The organism is Achromobacter sp. UMC71, from assembly GCF_014170305.1.
Taxonomy (GTDB): Bacteria; Pseudomonadota; Gammaproteobacteria; order Burkholderiales; family Burkholderiaceae_B; genus Achromobacter.
This window is the reverse complement of the sequence record NZ_LZZT01000036.1, coordinates 46,045-60,487: the sequence shown is the minus strand read 5'-3', so window position 1 is coordinate 60,487 and position 14,443 is coordinate 46,045. Positions and strand designations below refer to the sequence as shown.

Annotated in this window: 15 protein-coding genes; 11 read left to right on the top strand and 4 right to left on the bottom strand. The window is 66.9% G+C overall.

Going from position 1 to position 14,443, the window contains the following annotated elements; translation table 11 throughout:
- Positions 1-48 precede the first annotated feature (48 nt).
- From A9974_RS17630 to A9974_RS17620, 3 genes are all read left to right on the top strand, one after another.
- Positions 49-942 carry an MBL fold metallo-hydrolase gene (locus A9974_RS17630; protein WP_183005459.1) on the top strand — a complete coding sequence of 298 codons (894 nt, stop codon included), beginning with the start codon at positions 49-51 and terminating at the stop codon, positions 940-942.
- Between the two features lie 99 nt (positions 943-1,041).
- Entirely contained in the window at positions 1,042-1,980 is a 939-nt protein-coding gene (locus tag A9974_RS17625; protein ID WP_255468218.1) for a tripartite tricarboxylate transporter substrate binding protein, read from the top strand.
- Between the two features lie 149 nt (positions 1,981-2,129).
- Positions 2,130-2,657 carry a DUF4189 domain-containing protein gene (locus tag A9974_RS17620; RefSeq protein ID WP_183005457.1) on the top strand — a complete coding sequence of 176 codons (528 nt, stop codon included), beginning with the start codon at positions 2,130-2,132 and terminating at the stop codon, positions 2,655-2,657.
- Positions 2,658-2,704: 47 nt separating this feature from the next.
- On the opposite strand, the gene A9974_RS17615 is transcribed toward A9974_RS17620, so the two are convergent.
- Complete coding sequence (locus A9974_RS17615; protein ID WP_183005456.1) at positions 2,705-3,223, bottom strand: DUF4189 domain-containing protein; 519 nt, start codon at positions 3,221-3,223, stop codon at positions 2,705-2,707.
- 258 nt (positions 3,224-3,481) lie between these two features.
- Here A9974_RS17615 and A9974_RS17610 point away from each other — a divergent pair, with 258 nt between their 5' ends.
- On the top strand, positions 3,482-3,817 hold the full coding sequence (locus A9974_RS17610) for a hypothetical protein (RefSeq protein ID WP_183005455.1): 336 nt from the start codon (positions 3,482-3,484) through the stop codon (positions 3,815-3,817).
- 108 nt (positions 3,818-3,925) lie between these two features.
- Here the strand turns inward: A9974_RS17610 and A9974_RS17605 are convergent, their stop codons facing one another.
- Entirely contained in the window at positions 3,926-4,450 is a 525-nt protein-coding gene (locus A9974_RS17605) for a DUF4189 domain-containing protein (protein WP_183005454.1), read from the bottom strand.
- Positions 4,451-4,830: 380 nt separating this feature from the next.
- On the opposite strand from A9974_RS17605, the gene A9974_RS17600 reads away from it, so the two are divergent.
- Both A9974_RS17600 and A9974_RS17595 read left to right on the top strand, forming a co-directional pair.
- Entirely contained in the window at positions 4,831-5,322 is a 492-nt protein-coding gene (locus tag A9974_RS17600) for a hypothetical protein (protein ID WP_183005453.1), read from the top strand.
- 26 nt (positions 5,323-5,348) lie between these two features.
- On the top strand, positions 5,349-5,951 hold the full coding sequence (locus A9974_RS17595; protein ID WP_183005452.1) for a hypothetical protein: 603 nt from the start codon (positions 5,349-5,351) through the stop codon (positions 5,949-5,951).
- A gap of 83 nt (positions 5,952-6,034) precedes the next feature.
- On the opposite strand, the gene A9974_RS17590 is transcribed toward A9974_RS17595, so the two are convergent.
- Positions 6,035-6,745 carry a Crp/Fnr family transcriptional regulator gene (locus A9974_RS17590; protein WP_183005451.1) on the bottom strand — a complete coding sequence of 237 codons (711 nt, stop codon included), beginning with the start codon at positions 6,743-6,745 and terminating at the stop codon, positions 6,035-6,037.
- A gap of 207 nt (positions 6,746-6,952) precedes the next feature.
- Between A9974_RS17590 and A9974_RS17585 the strand changes: the two genes are divergently transcribed.
- The 5 genes from A9974_RS17585 to A9974_RS17565 all read left to right on the top strand — a co-directional run bounded on the left by A9974_RS17585 (position 6,953) and on the right by A9974_RS17565 (position 13,139).
- The gene (locus A9974_RS17585; RefSeq protein WP_183005450.1) at positions 6,953-8,590 is read left to right on the top strand and encodes an acyl-CoA synthetase; all 1,638 of its coding nucleotides are present in this window, start codon (positions 6,953-6,955) and stop codon (positions 8,588-8,590) included.
- A gap of 31 nt (positions 8,591-8,621) precedes the next feature.
- The gene (locus tag A9974_RS17580) at positions 8,622-10,391 is read left to right on the top strand and encodes an acyl-CoA dehydrogenase (protein ID WP_183005449.1); all 1,770 of its coding nucleotides are present in this window, start codon (positions 8,622-8,624) and stop codon (positions 10,389-10,391) included.
- Between the two features lie 191 nt (positions 10,392-10,582).
- On the top strand, positions 10,583-11,596 hold the full coding sequence (locus A9974_RS17575; RefSeq protein WP_183005448.1) for an ABC transporter substrate-binding protein: 1,014 nt from the start codon (positions 10,583-10,585) through the stop codon (positions 11,594-11,596).
- Positions 11,593-12,411 (top strand): ABC transporter permease, encoded by an 819-nt coding sequence (locus tag A9974_RS17570; protein WP_255468217.1) that lies wholly within the window; start codon positions 11,593-11,595, stop codon positions 12,409-12,411. The genes A9974_RS17575 and A9974_RS17570 overlap by 4 nt, the downstream gene beginning before the upstream one ends.
- Positions 12,399-13,139, top strand: a complete 741-nt coding sequence (locus A9974_RS17565) for an ABC transporter ATP-binding protein (RefSeq protein WP_183005447.1) — start codon at positions 12,399-12,401, stop codon at positions 13,137-13,139. Before A9974_RS17570 ends, A9974_RS17565 begins: the two co-directional genes overlap by 13 nt.
- Here A9974_RS17565 and A9974_RS17560 read toward each other — a convergent pair.
- Complete coding sequence (locus tag A9974_RS17560) at positions 13,133-14,419, bottom strand: MFS transporter (RefSeq protein ID WP_370539644.1); 1,287 nt, start codon at positions 14,417-14,419, stop codon at positions 13,133-13,135. The two genes, A9974_RS17565 and A9974_RS17560, sit on opposite strands and share 7 nt — an antisense overlap.
- Between the last annotated feature and the right edge of the window lie 24 nt (positions 14,420-14,443).

Below are 14,443 nucleotides of genomic sequence, written 5' to 3'. Positions count from 1 at the left end.
ACCCGGCAGACACACCCATTCCGCGTTCTTGACCAAAGAGGGTTACCGATGAAGATCACCATGCTGGGTACCGGGGCCGCCTTGCCGGATCCCGATCGTGGGCAGTCAGCCATTCTGCTGACGCTGGACGACGACAGGCACTACCTGTTCGATTGCGGCGAGGGCGCGACGCGGCAGATGGTTCGCGCCAACGTCGACCCGGCCAAGGTGGGCTTTGTCTTTCTGACCCACCTGCATCACGATCACATCTGCGACTACCCCTATTTCGTCATTTCAAGCTGGATACTCAACAAGGAAGGTTCGCCCCTGGTGCTGGGCCCGAAGGGCACGAAGCATTTCGTGGACCACCTGTTCGAAAACGGCGCCTATCACACCGATTTTCAGGCCCGAGCCGCCTACCCCGTGCGCCAGCGCAACCTGGAGGCCATGCGGCCGGACGTGCGCGAGGTCAGCCCCGGCGTGGTGTTCGAGGACGACAAGGTGCGCATTTCGGTGGACTGGGTGGAGCACATTCCGCGCGAGGTCTGCGAGTGCTTCGGCGTGCGGGTCGAGGCCGAAGGCAAGGTCATCGCGTTCAGCGGCGACACCGCGCCCTGTGAGGCGATGGTAGAACTGGCCAGGGATGCCGACCTGCTCATCCACGAATGCACCTTTCCCGAATCGTTCATCGCGCATCGCGCCAAGACGGGCGTGGGCACCTATGCCCACACCAGTCCGACCGATCTGGGCAAGATCGCGCGCCAGGCCAATGTGAAGAGCCTGGTGGCCACGCACTTTGGCCACTTCGATTCCACCAGTCCGGTGCTCAAGCGCGCAGCGTCCAAGCACCTGCCCGTGGAACTGATGGGGCCGCACCTGATGGATGAGATCGTGGCGGATATCCGCAAGAATTACGCGGGTCCGCTGCGTCTTGCCCATGACCTGATGCGTATCGATCTGTAGTGTCCGTGACGTTCGATGACCGGCCGCCGGGCCGACTTCCGCCCGGCCAGGGAGAGCATGATGCCGTACCGATCTTGTGCTGTATCCGTCCTGGCTGTCTTGTCCGCCATCGCGGCGCCGCCCCCCGCCTGGGCGCAGTATCCCGACCATCCCATCCGCGTGGTGCTGCCCTACGCGCCAGGCGCCGCGGGAGATATCGCCTTCCGGCAGATCCAGCCGCTTCTGGAAAAGCGTCTGGGCCAGCCCGTGGTGCTGGACTACAAGACCGGCGCGGGCGGCAACATCGGCGCGCAGGAAGTCGCGCGCGCCAAGCCCGATGGATACACGCTGGTGCTGGGCGCCGCCAACAACTTCGTCATCAACCCGTTCCTGTACCGCAAACTGGGCTTCGATCCGCTGGCTGACCTGGTGCCGGTGGGCAAGCTCGCCGATGTGCCGGCTTTCATCTACCTGAGCACACAGGTGCCGGCATCCGACTACGCGCAGTTCGCGCAGTACGCCCGCGAGCAGGCGGGCAAGCTGAATTATGGTTCGCCGGGCATGGGCACGACGCCGCACCTGTCCGGCTACCGGTTGTCCAAAGCCATGGGCGCGAACATGACGCACATTGCCTACCGCGGCTCGGCGCCGGGCGTGCAGGCATTGATTGCCAACGAAATCCAGCTCTACATCGGCGGCTACAGCATCGGGGCCGCCTACATGCCGCAGCGCAAGGTCCGGGCGCTGGCGGTGGCGGCGCCGCAACGGTTTGCCGGCCTGCCCGACGTACCGACCGCCGCCGAGATCGGCATGCCGGACGTGGTACGGGGCAATTGGTGGGGATTTGCCGCGCCCAAGGACACCCCCGCCGACCGTGTATCGCGGTTTGCAGGGGCCCTGCACGACGCGCTGAGCCAGCCGCAAGTGCGCCAGGCCTACCTGGCCAACGGCTTTGTCCCAGGCCAGGACACCCCGGCCGAATTCGGCGCGATATGGCGCGAGGAGGCCCGGCAATGGCAATCCGTGGTGCGTGAATCGGGCGTGGTCCTGGACAACTAGCCGCGCCCCGACGCCCTGAGCCCAGGGTCGGGGTTCGAGCCCCCCGGCGCGCCAGAATGGCGCGCAGCGCCCTCGCTTGCGCGTGGGCATGGAATTGCTAATATCCACGCATTCCGGCGCCCCCCCGGCCCGCTTTACCGGACATCAAGATGAAACGCGCTCCCTTCATTGTTCTCGCGGTCACGGTTCTGCTGCTTGGCGCGGCGCGTCCGGCAGCTGCGGAGCAAGGCTGCCCCGACGGATACACCATGGCGACCCAAGGCGCGGCCCGGTGCATTCCCATGCCGGGCCTGTATCAGGTGCCCCAGACTGGCGGGGGGGCGCCGCAACGCCCGCAAGGACATTGGGAAACCCGCTGGGGCGCCTTCGCACAGAGCAAGGAAAATCTCATCGGTGTAGCGGGCGGCCGCCGCAGCGAGCAGGCGGCGAAGGACGCCGCCATTTCCCACTGCGTCTCGAAGGGCGGGTCCGAGTGCAAGACGGCAATGACGTTCTACAACCAATGCGCCATCGTCGCTGCGGGTGAAGCGGCCAATGGCCTGTTCACCACCATTTTCCGGAAACACTACACCATCGAGCAGGCGACCAACGACGCCATGGATATCTGCAAAGAGAAAAACCTGAAAGCGTGCGAAGTCTATTTTTCCGATTGCAGCCAGGCGGAATTCATTCAATAACCCGCATCGGCCTTGGCGCCAGGGCTCACCGTCTGACAGGTCAACCGCTACTGAATCCGCACCGGCAGGCTGCAGTCTGAAAAGAAGACCTCGCAAGCGCCGCCGCTTTCCTGCCTGCATTCATTGAGGGCGCGTTCGGACGCCGCCTCCAGCGTACCGGCGGAGCGGGCAACGAACGTGCCATTGCCCCACGTGATCACGCCGCATTGGTTGCCGTACGACAGCCTGACGCGGCAATCACCGCCGCCCTTCTTTGCGCATATCGCCATGGCCGCGTCCTCGGCCTGCTGCCGGTTCGCCTTGCTGCCGGCCACCCCGGTCTTGCCCGTCGCACTGTCCACGGCGATGGCGCCCCACTGTTCCTTCCAACGCGGGGGCGCTGGCGCGGCTTCCTGCGTTCCTCCGGGGACCTGGTACAGGCCCGGGATCGGCACGCATCGGGCGGTGCCCAGAGGCGCCATGGTGTAACCGTCGGGGCAGCCTTGCTCGGCCACAGCCGCGGGCATGAGGGCTACCGTCGCGGTCAGCGTTGCCAAGGCCATGACAAGATGACGGAGCATTTTCATCAGGATCTCCAAAGAGAAGGAAGTTCCCATTCCAGACCTGCCCAAATGGGAAGGTTGGCTATTGCACATCGAGCTGTGTTTTTCTGTCAATTCTCTTTCATTAGTGTGAAAAATCATTAAAATTCGCACTCTGCGATTTTTGCAGGGGAAGGCCGGATGGAGCGCGCGTGAACGCCAATCAGAGGTTCAACGGGCGGGTCCACACGACCTGAAAGAGAGGCATCCCGTCAGATTTACCTTACGAGAATTGGGGCAACAATGAACATCGGAAAGATCCTTTTTTCGGCGGCGGCTGTGGCCGTGATTGCCGGCTGCACCACCATGGGCACCAACGAAGCCATCGTGCCGCTGCAAAGCGCCACGGCGCAGATGATCGGTTTGGCGTCCTCTGATGAACTCAGCATTACCGACGTCAAAGCCGACAAGCCCGATTCGTTGGGCGCGCAGAACCTGAGCTACACCGCGACCACCACCAAGGGACGCCGCTTCGACTGCACGGCGCGCATGATGCCGGGTCTGTTGACCTCGCCTCCCACGCTGACGACGCCGTCGTGCACCCCGGTGCAAGTGCACTCGATCAATAAGAAGAAGTGATGCCGCCGTCCGGCATGCCCGTGTCATGCCCGCGCTATCGCAGCCGCCGCCAGGCGGCTGTTTTTATTCAAGCGTCGCGCGTGCGCGCCCTTTCTGCCTCGCATCGTCTTACTGCACCCGCACGGGCATGCTGCAATCCGAAAAGAAGATCTCGCAGGTAGCGCCGATCTCTTTCTGGCACTGACTGAGCGCCTGTTCCGAGGCTTCCTTCAGCGTAGGCGCGTACTTGGCGACCGACCAGCCGTTGCCCCACGCCATGACGCCGCATTGATTGGCGTACGAGATCCTGACGCGACAATCGCCTCCGCCCTTTTTTTGGCATAGCGCGACCGCGGCGCTTTCGGCCTGCTGGCGGCTGGCCTGGCTGCCGGCAACCGCGGTCTTGCCCGAGGCGTTGTCCATCGCGATCGCGCCCCAGCGCGCTTCCCAGCGCACTTGCGGCACCGGTGGTCCGTCGGATTGGGAATCCTTGGGAACCTGGTACAGGCCGGGAATGGGAACGCATTGGGCGGTACCCGTGGGCGCCATGGTGTACCCATCGGGGCAGCCTTGTTCGGCGGCGGCCGGACGCATCAGGGCAAGGGCCAGGCACAGGGTGGCGAACGTCAGGAAAGGCAAGCGCATACGTGTCATCGGTTTCACCTGCGGGGTTGTCAAGGCAACGCCGGATCCGGCTTCTGCGGTGCCGGCCGCCATCATAGAATCACGCGCGGAATTTGGGTAGCATGGCCACTCCACGGTCCGCGCCCCGGTGCGACCAGCCGAGGCCGCCGCTTACGGTAGCGGGAGCGTAAAGCCGCCCATCATTGGAAGGTCAATGTGTCGCGCAAAACTCCCCGCCCAGGAAAACCACACGCCCATTGCGCTACAGTGCCGGGTAACCCCGCGACGTTTCAGGTTCCCCGTAACCGCCCTGCCCGATGCATGACCTTATCAGGCTGACAGGGCAAGCGTCGCCATCGCGGCCCGCGGCAGCGGGCCCGCAAGCCCACGAATTCAGGAGTTGTACCGCAGTGAATGACACCGCCCCGCAGGTTACGGAAGACCGCAAGGAACAGGAAGCCAGGCTCTGGCGCGATGACGGCTGGACCGCGCGCATCATCAAGAACGAGGACGACGACGGCTGGGCCGTCGAAATGACCCTGGACGGCCAGGCAGAGCCGGCCCTGGTGGGCCCCTGGACGATGGGCCGCGACAAGAAGAACCCCAAGCCGCTCGACTCACCCGCCTTCATCACGCTGGTCAAAACGGCCAACGAAGTCCTGCGCCGCCACGAGCAGCAATTGCATGCCCTGCTACACAAGAGCGTAAAGATCGACGCCGCCGCGGGCCGCCTGACTGTCAAGCTGGATATCGTTCCGGACGAAGACGAGCCCTATGCCGTGCTGAGCGCCTACGACGAATCGGGCGAACAACTGGCCCAGACCCACGTCGCGCCGACCTACAAGCTGAGCGTGCAGCGCGCGGCCGAGTGGGCCAGCGGCGGTTTCGGCAAGCACGGCTGACGCCGTAGCAAGAGACAGGAGCACACGTGCATTGCCAAACCTGTGGCGCCGCGCATCGCGGCCGCGGCCGTCTGTGCGACGAATGCCAGAAGACCTTGTCGGGCCTGTCCAACGCCAAGACGCACCCGTCGCTGGCGGATGGTTTCAAGGCCGGCCAGGAAGCCACCGCTGCCCCGCAAGCGCCTGAGCCAAGCGCCCGCGAGGGCATCTGGAGCCAGCCGGCGCTGACGCGCACCGACGTCGTGCCGATCGCCTTGCGGGGCCGCTTTCTCAAGCGGAACTGGCTCATGGGGATGGGCGCGGCGGGTCTGGTGATCATGTTCGGCAACCTGGCCTACCGCTGGAACACCGGGTGGTTCTGGCTGCTCGTTCCCACCGGACTCGCGTTCTATATGGGCTATAGCCTGATGCGCCGGGCATTTTTCCGCCTGGCGGGTCTGGTCAACTTCGAGTCCGATCAGGCGGGCCGGGTCTATTTCACCGTCCTGCGCGGGGACTGCACGGTGTGCAATGGCGAGGTCGGGCTCAAGGAGGTCGGCCCCAAGGGGGACACGAAGACCGTCATCCAGTGCAAGGCGGACGCCCGCCACCAGTGGGCGTTCGATCCGCAGCGCCTGGAAAAGCTGTAGGCGACCCCATGCCCTCGCTTGCCCTGTCGGGCGGGCTGTGCCTGGTTGCCGGCTTTCTGATCCGCCGGTTCCTGTAGCCGCGGTCAGAGCTGATCCGCGCCGAACGCGCGCAAGCGCGCCAGATCCCGCACCTGGATCTGGTTGTAGGCCAATTCCAGAATCGCCTGGTCCGCCAGCGTCTGCAAGGCCTGGTTCACCCGCTGGCGCGACAGGCCGGTCAGATACCCCAATTCTTCCTGCGAAATCGCCAACGTCAGGTCGGTGGACGGATACAGCTGCGGGTTGAACAGCTGCGCCAGCGATTGCGCCACGCGCGCATCGGCATCCAGCAGCCGGTGGTTCTGGATCGACGCGATGAACTCGCCCATGCGGTTGTTCAATTGCCCGATCACGAAATGCGAGAACGGCAGGCTGGCCGCCAGCAGCGCGTGGAAGGTATCGGCCGGCACGCGCAGCACCAGCGACGGCTGGATGGCGACCACGTCGTACTTGCGCAGCTCGCGCTTGATGACGCTGCCTTCGCCGAACCAGCCGCCCGGCGGCACCCCTGAAAACGTGCAGCTGCGCCCGGACTCGTTGTAGATCGCCAGCTTGAGCAGGCCCGCATGCACGCCCAGCCAGCAGTCCGATGGCGCGTTGCGGCGCGCGATCCACGCCCCGTTGGGAACGTGTTCGGCGCGTGAGGTGGCCAGCACCATGTCCTGGTGCGATGCCTCCAGCGCGCCGAACCAGGCACAGGCGCCCAGCAGGCTGGCCAATGCGTTCGGGGAAACAATGTTTGAAACATCGGACATGGAAAGAACCGTGTAAAACTGGAGGTTGGCATGTGCCGGGAAGGTCTGTCATGCAAGCGACAGACCGTATTTCCCGCGGCGGATAATCTCGCAAGCAGCGAGATCCGGCAAGTGGCCAGGCCCACGCGGGCAGCAAGACCCGCGACCCGGCACCCGGCTTGCCGCAGACAGGCTATCCGGGCGCACGGCGCTCGACAGGAGACAACCATGAGCAGCATGTTCGAACACGGCCTGGCGCGCCGGGACGCCAATTACGAGCCGCTGACCCCGGTGGATTTCATCGCCCGGGCGGCGCAGGTCTATGGCGAGCGGCTGGCGGTAGTGCATGGCAAGGTGCGACGCACCTGGGCCCAGACCTACGAGCGCGCGCAGCGCCTGGCCGGGGCGCTGGCCGCCGCCGGCATCCGCCGCGGCGAGACGGTAGCGGTGATGCTGCCCAATATCCCCGCCATGGTCGAGGCGCATTTCGGGGTGCCGATGCTGGGCGCGGTGCTCAATACGATGAACACCCGGCTGGACACGCCCAGCGTGTTGTTCATGTTGGGCCACGGCGAAGCGCGCGCGCTGATCGTCGATACCGAATACGCCGACGTCGCCCAGCGCGCCCGGGCGGAATTTCCGCATCTGGTGGTGATTTCGGTGCACGACCTGGACAGCGCGCCGGCCACCCTGCCGGGTGCGACCGATTACGAGGATTTCCTGGCGGCGGCGCCTGCCCGCTTCGACTGGCAGCCGCCGGCCGACGAGTGGGACGCGATCGCGCTGAATTACACCTCGGGCACGACGGGCGACCCCAAGGGCGTGGTCTACCACTACCGGGGCGCCTACCTGAACGCGGTGAGCAACATCCTGGAATGGGATATGCCCAAGCACCCGGTGTATCTGTGGACGCTGCCGCTGTTTCACTGCAACGGCTGGTGTTTCGCCTGGACGGTGGCGGCGCGCGCGGGCGTCAATGTCTGCCTGCGCAAGTTCGATCCGCAGACGGTGTTCGACCTGATCCGCAGCGAAGGCGTCACGCACTACTGCGGCGCGCCCATCGTGCAAAGCGCGCTGGCCAATGCGCCGGCGCAAATGCGGGCGGGCATCACCCACACGGTGCGCACGATGGTGGCCGGGGCGGCGCCGGCGCCATCGGTGATTGCCAAGATGAAGGAAATCGGCTTTGAACTGACGCACGTCTATGGCCTGACCGAGGTCTACGGCCCCGCGGCCGTGTGCGCCCGCCAGCAAGCCTGGGATGCGCTGGAAGACGAGCAGTTGGCCGCGCTGACCGCCCGCCAGGGGGTGCGCTACCACCTGCAGGCCGGGGTGTCGGTGCGCGACCCGGAAACCATGCAGGAAGTGCCGGCCGACGAGACGACCGTGGGCGAGATCATGTTCCGCGGCAACATCTGCATGAAGGGCTACCTGAAGAACGAACGCGCCACCGACGACGCATTCAGCGGCGGCTGGTTCCACACCGGCGATCTGGGCGTGATGACGCCGGACGGCTACATCCGCATCAAGGACCGCAGCAAGGACATCATCATCTCGGGCGGCGAGAATATTTCCAGCATCGAGGTCGAGGACGCGCTGTACCGCCACCCGGCCGTGGCCGCGGTGGCGGTGGTGGCGATGCCGGACCCGAAATGGGGCGAGACGCCCTGCGCCTTCGTCGAGCTCAAGCCCGGCTGCAGCGCCACCGCCGAAGAAATCATCGCGCACTGCAAGCTGCTGCTGTCCGGCTTCAAGGTGCCGCGCGCCGTGCGCTTCGGCGAGCTGCCCAAGACATCCACCGGCAAGATCCAGAAATTCGAACTGCGCGCGGCGGTGGGTTCCACCCGCGCCATCGACGCCACCTGATTCCCCTTCCACACGCCAGGAGCTCCACGCCATGACGTACCAAGCCCCCGTGAAAGACATGCTGTTCGTGCTGAACCACCTTGCGGGCCTGCCGCAAGTGGCGGCGCTGCCCGACTATGCCGAGGCCACGCCGGACACCGCGCAGGCGGTGCTGGAGGAAGCCGCGATCTTTGCCGCCGACGTGCTGGCGCCGCTGAACCACACCGCCGACCGCGAGCCCAGCGCCTGGAAAGACGGCGCGGTGACGACGTCGCCCGGTTTCAAGCAGGCCTTCCGCCAATACGCCGACGCCGGCTGGCAAGGCATGACGCATCCCGAGCAATACGGCGGCCAAGGCCTGCCGGGCCTGCTCGGCGCCCCCTGCGCCGAAATGCTGAACGCGGCCAACCTGTCGTTCGCGCTGTGCCCGCTGCTGACCAATGGCGCGATCGAAGCGCTGCTGACCGCCGGCTCGCCGGAGCTGCGCGAACGCTACATCGGACCGATGATCTCGGGCCAATGGACCGGCACGATGAACCTGACCGAGCCGCAGGCCGGCTCCGACCTGGCCCTGCTGCGCAGCCGCGCGCAACCGGTGGGCGACGGCACGTACCGGATATCCGGCACGAAGATCTTCATCACCTATGGCGAGCATGACCTGGCCGAGAACATCGTGCACCTGGTGCTGGCGCGCCTGCCCGATGCGCCGGAGGGCGTGAAAGGGATTTCGCTGTTTCTGGTGCCCAAGTTCCTGGTGAACGAGGATGGCACGCTGGGCGCGCGCAACGACGTGACCTGCGTGTCGATCGAACACAAGCTGGGCATCAAGGCCAGCCCGACGGCCACGCTGCAGTTCGGCGACGCGGGCGGCGCCCTGGGCTATCTGGTGGGCAAGGAAAACCGCGGCCTGGACGCGATGTTCATCATGATGAACGCCGCGCGCTTTGCCGTGGGGGTGCAGGGCATCGCAGTGGCCGACCGCGCCTACCAGCACGCCCTGGCCTATGCCGCGGAGCGGGTGCAGAGCCGTCCGGTGGACGGGTCGTCGCGCGAGGCGGTGACCATCATCCACCATCCGGACGTGCGCCGCATGCTCGGCACGATGCGGGCGCTGACGGAAGCCGGCCGCGCGCTGGCCTACTACACCGCGGGCCATGCCGACCTGGCGCATGCCAGCCCCGACGCCGAAGCCCGCGCCCGCCATCTGGCGGTGCAGGAATTCCTGGTGCCCATCGTCAAGGGCTGGTGCACCGAGACGTCGATCGACGTGGCCAGCCTGGGCGTGCAAGTGCACGGCGGCATGGGCTTCATTGAAGAGACCGGCGCCGCGCAGTATTACCGCGACGCGCGCATCCTGACGATCTACGAAGGCACCACCGCCATCCAGGCCAACGACCTGGTGGGCCGCAAGACGCTGCGCGACGGCGGCGCGGTGGCGCAGGCGCTGATCGAAGAAATCCGCAAGACCGAAGAAGCGCTGCAAGCCCGCAGCGAGCCGGCCGCCAGGCGGGTGCTGACGCCGCTGCGCCAGGGCCGCCTGGCGCTGGCCAACGCGGTGGACTTCGTGGTGGCCAACGCCGCCGCGCATCCCAATGCCGTGTTCGGCGCGGCGGTGCCCTATCTGCTGCTGGCGGGCACCGTGCTGGCCGGCTGGCAGATGGCGCGCGCGCTGCTCGCGTCGCTGGACCATCACGCCGAGGACCCGGCTTTCCACGAGGCCAAGATCGCCACGGCCCAGACCTATGCGCTGCACAAGCTCACGCAGGCGCCGGGCCTGGCCGCGGTGGTCGCCGGGTCGAACGAGTACGCGATTCAGCCCTGAATCCCCTGCGGCTCGCTTGATCCAAGACCGCTGCGGCGGTCTTTTTCATAGGAGACAGCGCGATTAAATATATAACCAAAAAGAATAAAGAAAAGAAATAAACATATCTAAAATTATTAAGCGGACATCGGAAATCCTGCCCGCAGGCAAGACGCCAGCCGTATCAAGGCGTAGTACAGGACCCTTCCCCCATGCTTCGCAAGCTGTTTTCCGCCGCGCTCATCGCCACCGCCTTCGCTGTTGCACCCGCCCATGCCGCGCCGCCCGCGCTGGAAATCGGTTACCTGCCGATCCTGCCGGATGCCCAGTTGTTCGTGGCGCTGGAAGAAGGCACCTTGCAGGCCAAGGGCGCCCCGGCGCCCAAACTGGTGCAGTTCCAGAGCGGCCCCGCGCTGACGCAGGCGCTGTTGGCCGGCCAGTTGGACGTGGCCTATGTGGGTATCGGCCCAGCGCTGGTGGCCAGCGCCAAGGGCGCCGGCATCAAGGTGGTGGCCTCCAATATCGTCGAGCAGGTGAACGTGGTGGCGCTGGGCGCGCTGGCGCCGTATTTCGCGTCGGGCGATCCCGCCACGGCCTTTGCGCGCTTTGCCAAGGACAAGGGCAGAAAGCCCGTCATCGCCAGCTACCCCAAGGGCGCGGTGCCAGAAGCCGCACTGCAGTACTGGCTGCGCAAGCAGATCAAGGCCGACCCGGCCAGCCTGGAACTGATCTACCAGGGCGAAGCGCAGATCCAGCAATCGCTGCTGACCGGCGCCATCGACGGCGCCGCGATCCTGGAGCCGACCGTGACGACGGTGCTGACGCGCGCCCCGGAATCCCGCGTGGTGGCGCGCGGCTCGCAACTGTTTCCGAACCAGCCCGGCGCCGTGCTGCTGGTGCGCGACAAGCTGATCGCCGATCACCCCGAGGTGGTGCAGCAGCTGGTCAATGCCCAGCTGGCCGCCACCGCCCTGCTCAAGAATGATCCGGCGCGCGCCGCGGGCCACGTGCAGAAATACGTGGGCGGCGGCCGCCTGGACCGCGCGCTGGTCGAAAAGGCCATCCGCAATTCGCACGACCAGTTCGTGGCCGATCCGCACGCCATCGTCAACGCGACCGCCGAGCTGCAGGCCTTCCAGGCCAGCCTGGGCACGGTCGAGGCGCCGGCCGTGGACGTGAAGCAGTTGTTCGACACGCGTTACTTCGACCGGGCCGCCAAGCCATGAGCCCGACCGCCCAGGCCTGCGCCAACCCGGCAGCCGGCAAGCGCGGCGCGCCCCTGCCCTGGCATGCGTCCGTGCGCCGGGCCGCCTATGGCGTCGCGGGGCTGGTCATCTTCATCGGGATCTGGAAAGCCGCGCTGATCTGGCAGTGGGCGCCTGCGGGCACCCTGCCCGACCCCTTCGCACTGCCCGCTACGCTGGCGCAGGAATGGCAGTCGGGCCGGCTGCTGCCGGCCATCGGCTCCAGCCTGGTGCACTATTTCTGGGGCCTGGCCGCGGGCACCGCGCTGGGCTTTGCCGTCGGTCTGGCCGCGGCCACGCTGCCGCGCTTTGATTTGATGCAGGCGTATCTGGCGCGCATCCTGCGGCCGATTCCGCCGCTGGCCTGGGTGGTATTCGCCATCGCCTGGTTCAAGGTCAGCCATGCCGGCGCGGCGTTCGTGATCGCCATCGGCGTGTTCTGGGTCAACTACTTCGCCACCTACAGCGCGGTGCGCAACGTGGACCCGCGTTTTTACGAACTGGCCCGCGCCTTTGGCCATGGCGGCTATCTGGCGCGCGCGCTGACCGTGACCCTGCCGGCCATCGCCCCTGGCGCCCTGTCGGGCGTGCGTACCGGCATCGGCCAGGCCTGGATGACGCTGATCGCCGCCGAACTGCTGGGCGTGCCCGGCATGGGCCAGGAAATGAACGCCGCGGCCGGCGTGGGCGCCTACGATGCGGTGGTGGTCTACATGCTGATCATCTCGCTGGTCTACACGATCTGCGACATGGCGTTTTCCGCCGTCGAAGGCAAGGTGCTGCAATGGCGTCCGTAATCGAATTCTCCAAGCTCTCGTATCTGCACCCCGGCGCCGACATGCCCGTCATCCAGGGGCTGTCCCTGGATATCGAGGCGGGCAGCTTCGTAGCGGTGGTGGGTGGCTCGGGCGTAGGCAAGTCGACGCTGCTGCGCGCGGCCGCGGGACTGGCCGAGCCGGCCGGCGGCGAGGTGCGCTTTCAAGCGCCGACGCGCCCAGGACGCCGCAACCGCGCCGTGGTGTTTCAGGATAGCCGCCTGATGCCCTGGCGCACGGTCGGCGGCAACGTCGGCTACGGCCTGGAAGGCCTGGGCCTGGCTCGCCAGGAACGCCAGCAGCGCATCGACTCGGCGCTGCAGCTGACCGGCCTGGGCGACTATGGCCGCCGCTGGCCGCATCAACTGTCCGGCGGCCAGGCGCAGCGCGTGGGCATCGCCCGCGCGCTGGCGGTCAAGCCGGACCTGCTGCTGATGGACGAGCCATTCAGTGCGGTCGATGCGATCACCCGCCGCAACCTGCAGCAAGAGCTGATTCGCGTGTGGCAAGCATCGGGCGCGGCGGTGCTGTTCGTGACGCACGACATCGAAGAAGCCGTGTTCCTGGCCGACAAGGTGGTGGTGCTGGGCGGACGCCCGGCCAATATCGTGGGCAACTACGAGATCCACCTGCCGCGGCCGCGCGACCGCGCCGATCCGGCGTTTGCACGCCAGGTGGCGGCGATCTCGCACACGCTGGAACATCACTGAACCGCGGGCGGCCTGGCGCAGGCCGCCTTCAGCGGCGCCTTGCGCGGCAAGGTCACGATCCAGAACACCATGGCCACCAGGCCCAGGCCCGCGCCCAGTACGCACACGCCCAGCCAGCCGGCCTGCGCATACACGTAAGTCGACGCGATCGACCCCAGGCCGCTGCCCACCGCATAGAACATCATGTAGCCGCCCACCAGCCGGCTGTGCGCCTGCGCGCCAATGCTGAAGATCATGGTCTGATTGGTAACGTGCAAAGCCTGCGCCGCGATGTCCAGCAACAGCACGCCCAGCGCCAGCGCCCACAGGCTGTGATCCAGGAACGCAATGGGGATCCAGGCCAGGCAGAGCAGCGCCAGCCCTGCCCCGGTGGTGCGCTGGCCCAGGCCGCGATCTGCGAGGCGGCCGGCCCGCGCCGCCACCAGCACGCCGGCCACGCCCACCAGGCCGAACGCGCCCACCGCGGTGTGCGTCAACGAATACGGCGGCGCGCTCAAGGGCAGCACCAGCGCGGTCCAGAAGGCACTGAAGCTCGCGAACATCAGCAGCGCGATCACGCCGCGCACCTGCAACACGCGTTCGGTCGCCAACAGCGTGAACAGCGAACGCAGCAAGGCGCCATAGCGCAGGCCGGCCACCGGCAAGTCGCGGCGCGGCAGCCAACGCGCCAACACCAGCGCCAATATGGCGGCCAGCGCCGCCGACACCAGGTACACCGCGCGCCAGCCCCACAGGTCGGCCACCGCGCCGGCCAGCGTACGCGCCAGCAACAGGCCGATCACCACCCCGCCCTGCGCGGCGCCCACCACCCGTCCGCGCTCGGCGGGTGCGGCCAGCGCCGCCGAGAGCGCCAGCAGGCCCTGGGTCATGGCGGTGCCCAGCAGCCCCAGCGCCAACATGCCGGCCAGCAGCCACGGCGAAGTCGTGGCGCCCGCCACCGCCGCCAGCGCCAGCACCAGCAACCCCAGTTGCCCTAGCATCAGGCGGCGCCGGTCCAGCAGATCGCCCAGCGGCACCACCAGCAGCAGCGCGATGGCGCAGCCGACCTGCGTGGCGGTGACCACGATGCCTACCGCCCCCTCGTCCAGGCCGAATTCGCGGCCCATCGCGTCCAGCAAGGGTTGAGCGTAGTAGACGTTGGCCACGCTCAAGGCGCAGGCCACGGCCAGCAGCATCACCAGCGAGGCGGGCATGCGGCCGGGGGCCTGGCCGGCAGCGCGGGCGGGGGCCGGCGGCGCCGCGCGGCCGGGCAAGACGGAAGAATCGGAAGGGTCTGGCATGGCGATCTCTATGGTTTCATAACA

What these genes read in the sequence shown, in the direction of transcription:
- A9974_RS17565 (WP_183005447.1), top strand. Translation starts at nt 12,399, where the DNA reads ATGGCGTCCGTAATCGAATTCTCCAAGCTCTCGTATCTGCACCCCGGC.
- A9974_RS17575 (WP_183005448.1), top strand. Translation starts at nt 10,583, where the DNA reads ATGCTTCGCAAGCTGTTTTCCGCCGCGCTCATCGCCACCGCCTTCGCT.
- A9974_RS17615 (WP_183005456.1), bottom strand. Translation starts at nt 3,223, where the DNA reads ATGAAAATGCTCCGTCATCTTGTCATGGCCTTGGCAACGCTGACCGCG.
- A9974_RS17605 (WP_183005454.1), bottom strand. Translation starts at nt 4,450, where the DNA reads ATGACACGTATGCGCTTGCCTTTCCTGACGTTCGCCACCCTGTGCCTG.
- A9974_RS17590 (WP_183005451.1), bottom strand. Translation starts at nt 6,745, where the DNA reads ATGTCCGATGTTTCAAACATTGTTTCCCCGAACGCATTGGCCAGCCTG.
- A9974_RS17580 (WP_183005449.1), top strand. Translation starts at nt 8,622, where the DNA reads ATGACGTACCAAGCCCCCGTGAAAGACATGCTGTTCGTGCTGAACCAC.
- A9974_RS17620 (WP_183005457.1), top strand. Translation starts at nt 2,130, where the DNA reads ATGAAACGCGCTCCCTTCATTGTTCTCGCGGTCACGGTTCTGCTGCTT.
- A9974_RS17560 (WP_370539644.1), bottom strand. Translation starts at nt 14,419, where the DNA reads ATGCCAGACCCTTCCGATTCTTCCGTCTTGCCCGGCCGCGCGGCGCCG.
- A9974_RS17570 (WP_255468217.1), top strand. Translation starts at nt 11,593, where the DNA reads ATGAGCCCGACCGCCCAGGCCTGCGCCAACCCGGCAGCCGGCAAGCGC.
- A9974_RS17630 (WP_183005459.1), top strand. Translation starts at nt 49, where the DNA reads ATGAAGATCACCATGCTGGGTACCGGGGCCGCCTTGCCGGATCCCGAT.
- A9974_RS17585 (WP_183005450.1), top strand. Translation starts at nt 6,953, where the DNA reads ATGAGCAGCATGTTCGAACACGGCCTGGCGCGCCGGGACGCCAATTAC.
- A9974_RS17610 (WP_183005455.1), top strand. Translation starts at nt 3,482, where the DNA reads ATGAACATCGGAAAGATCCTTTTTTCGGCGGCGGCTGTGGCCGTGATT.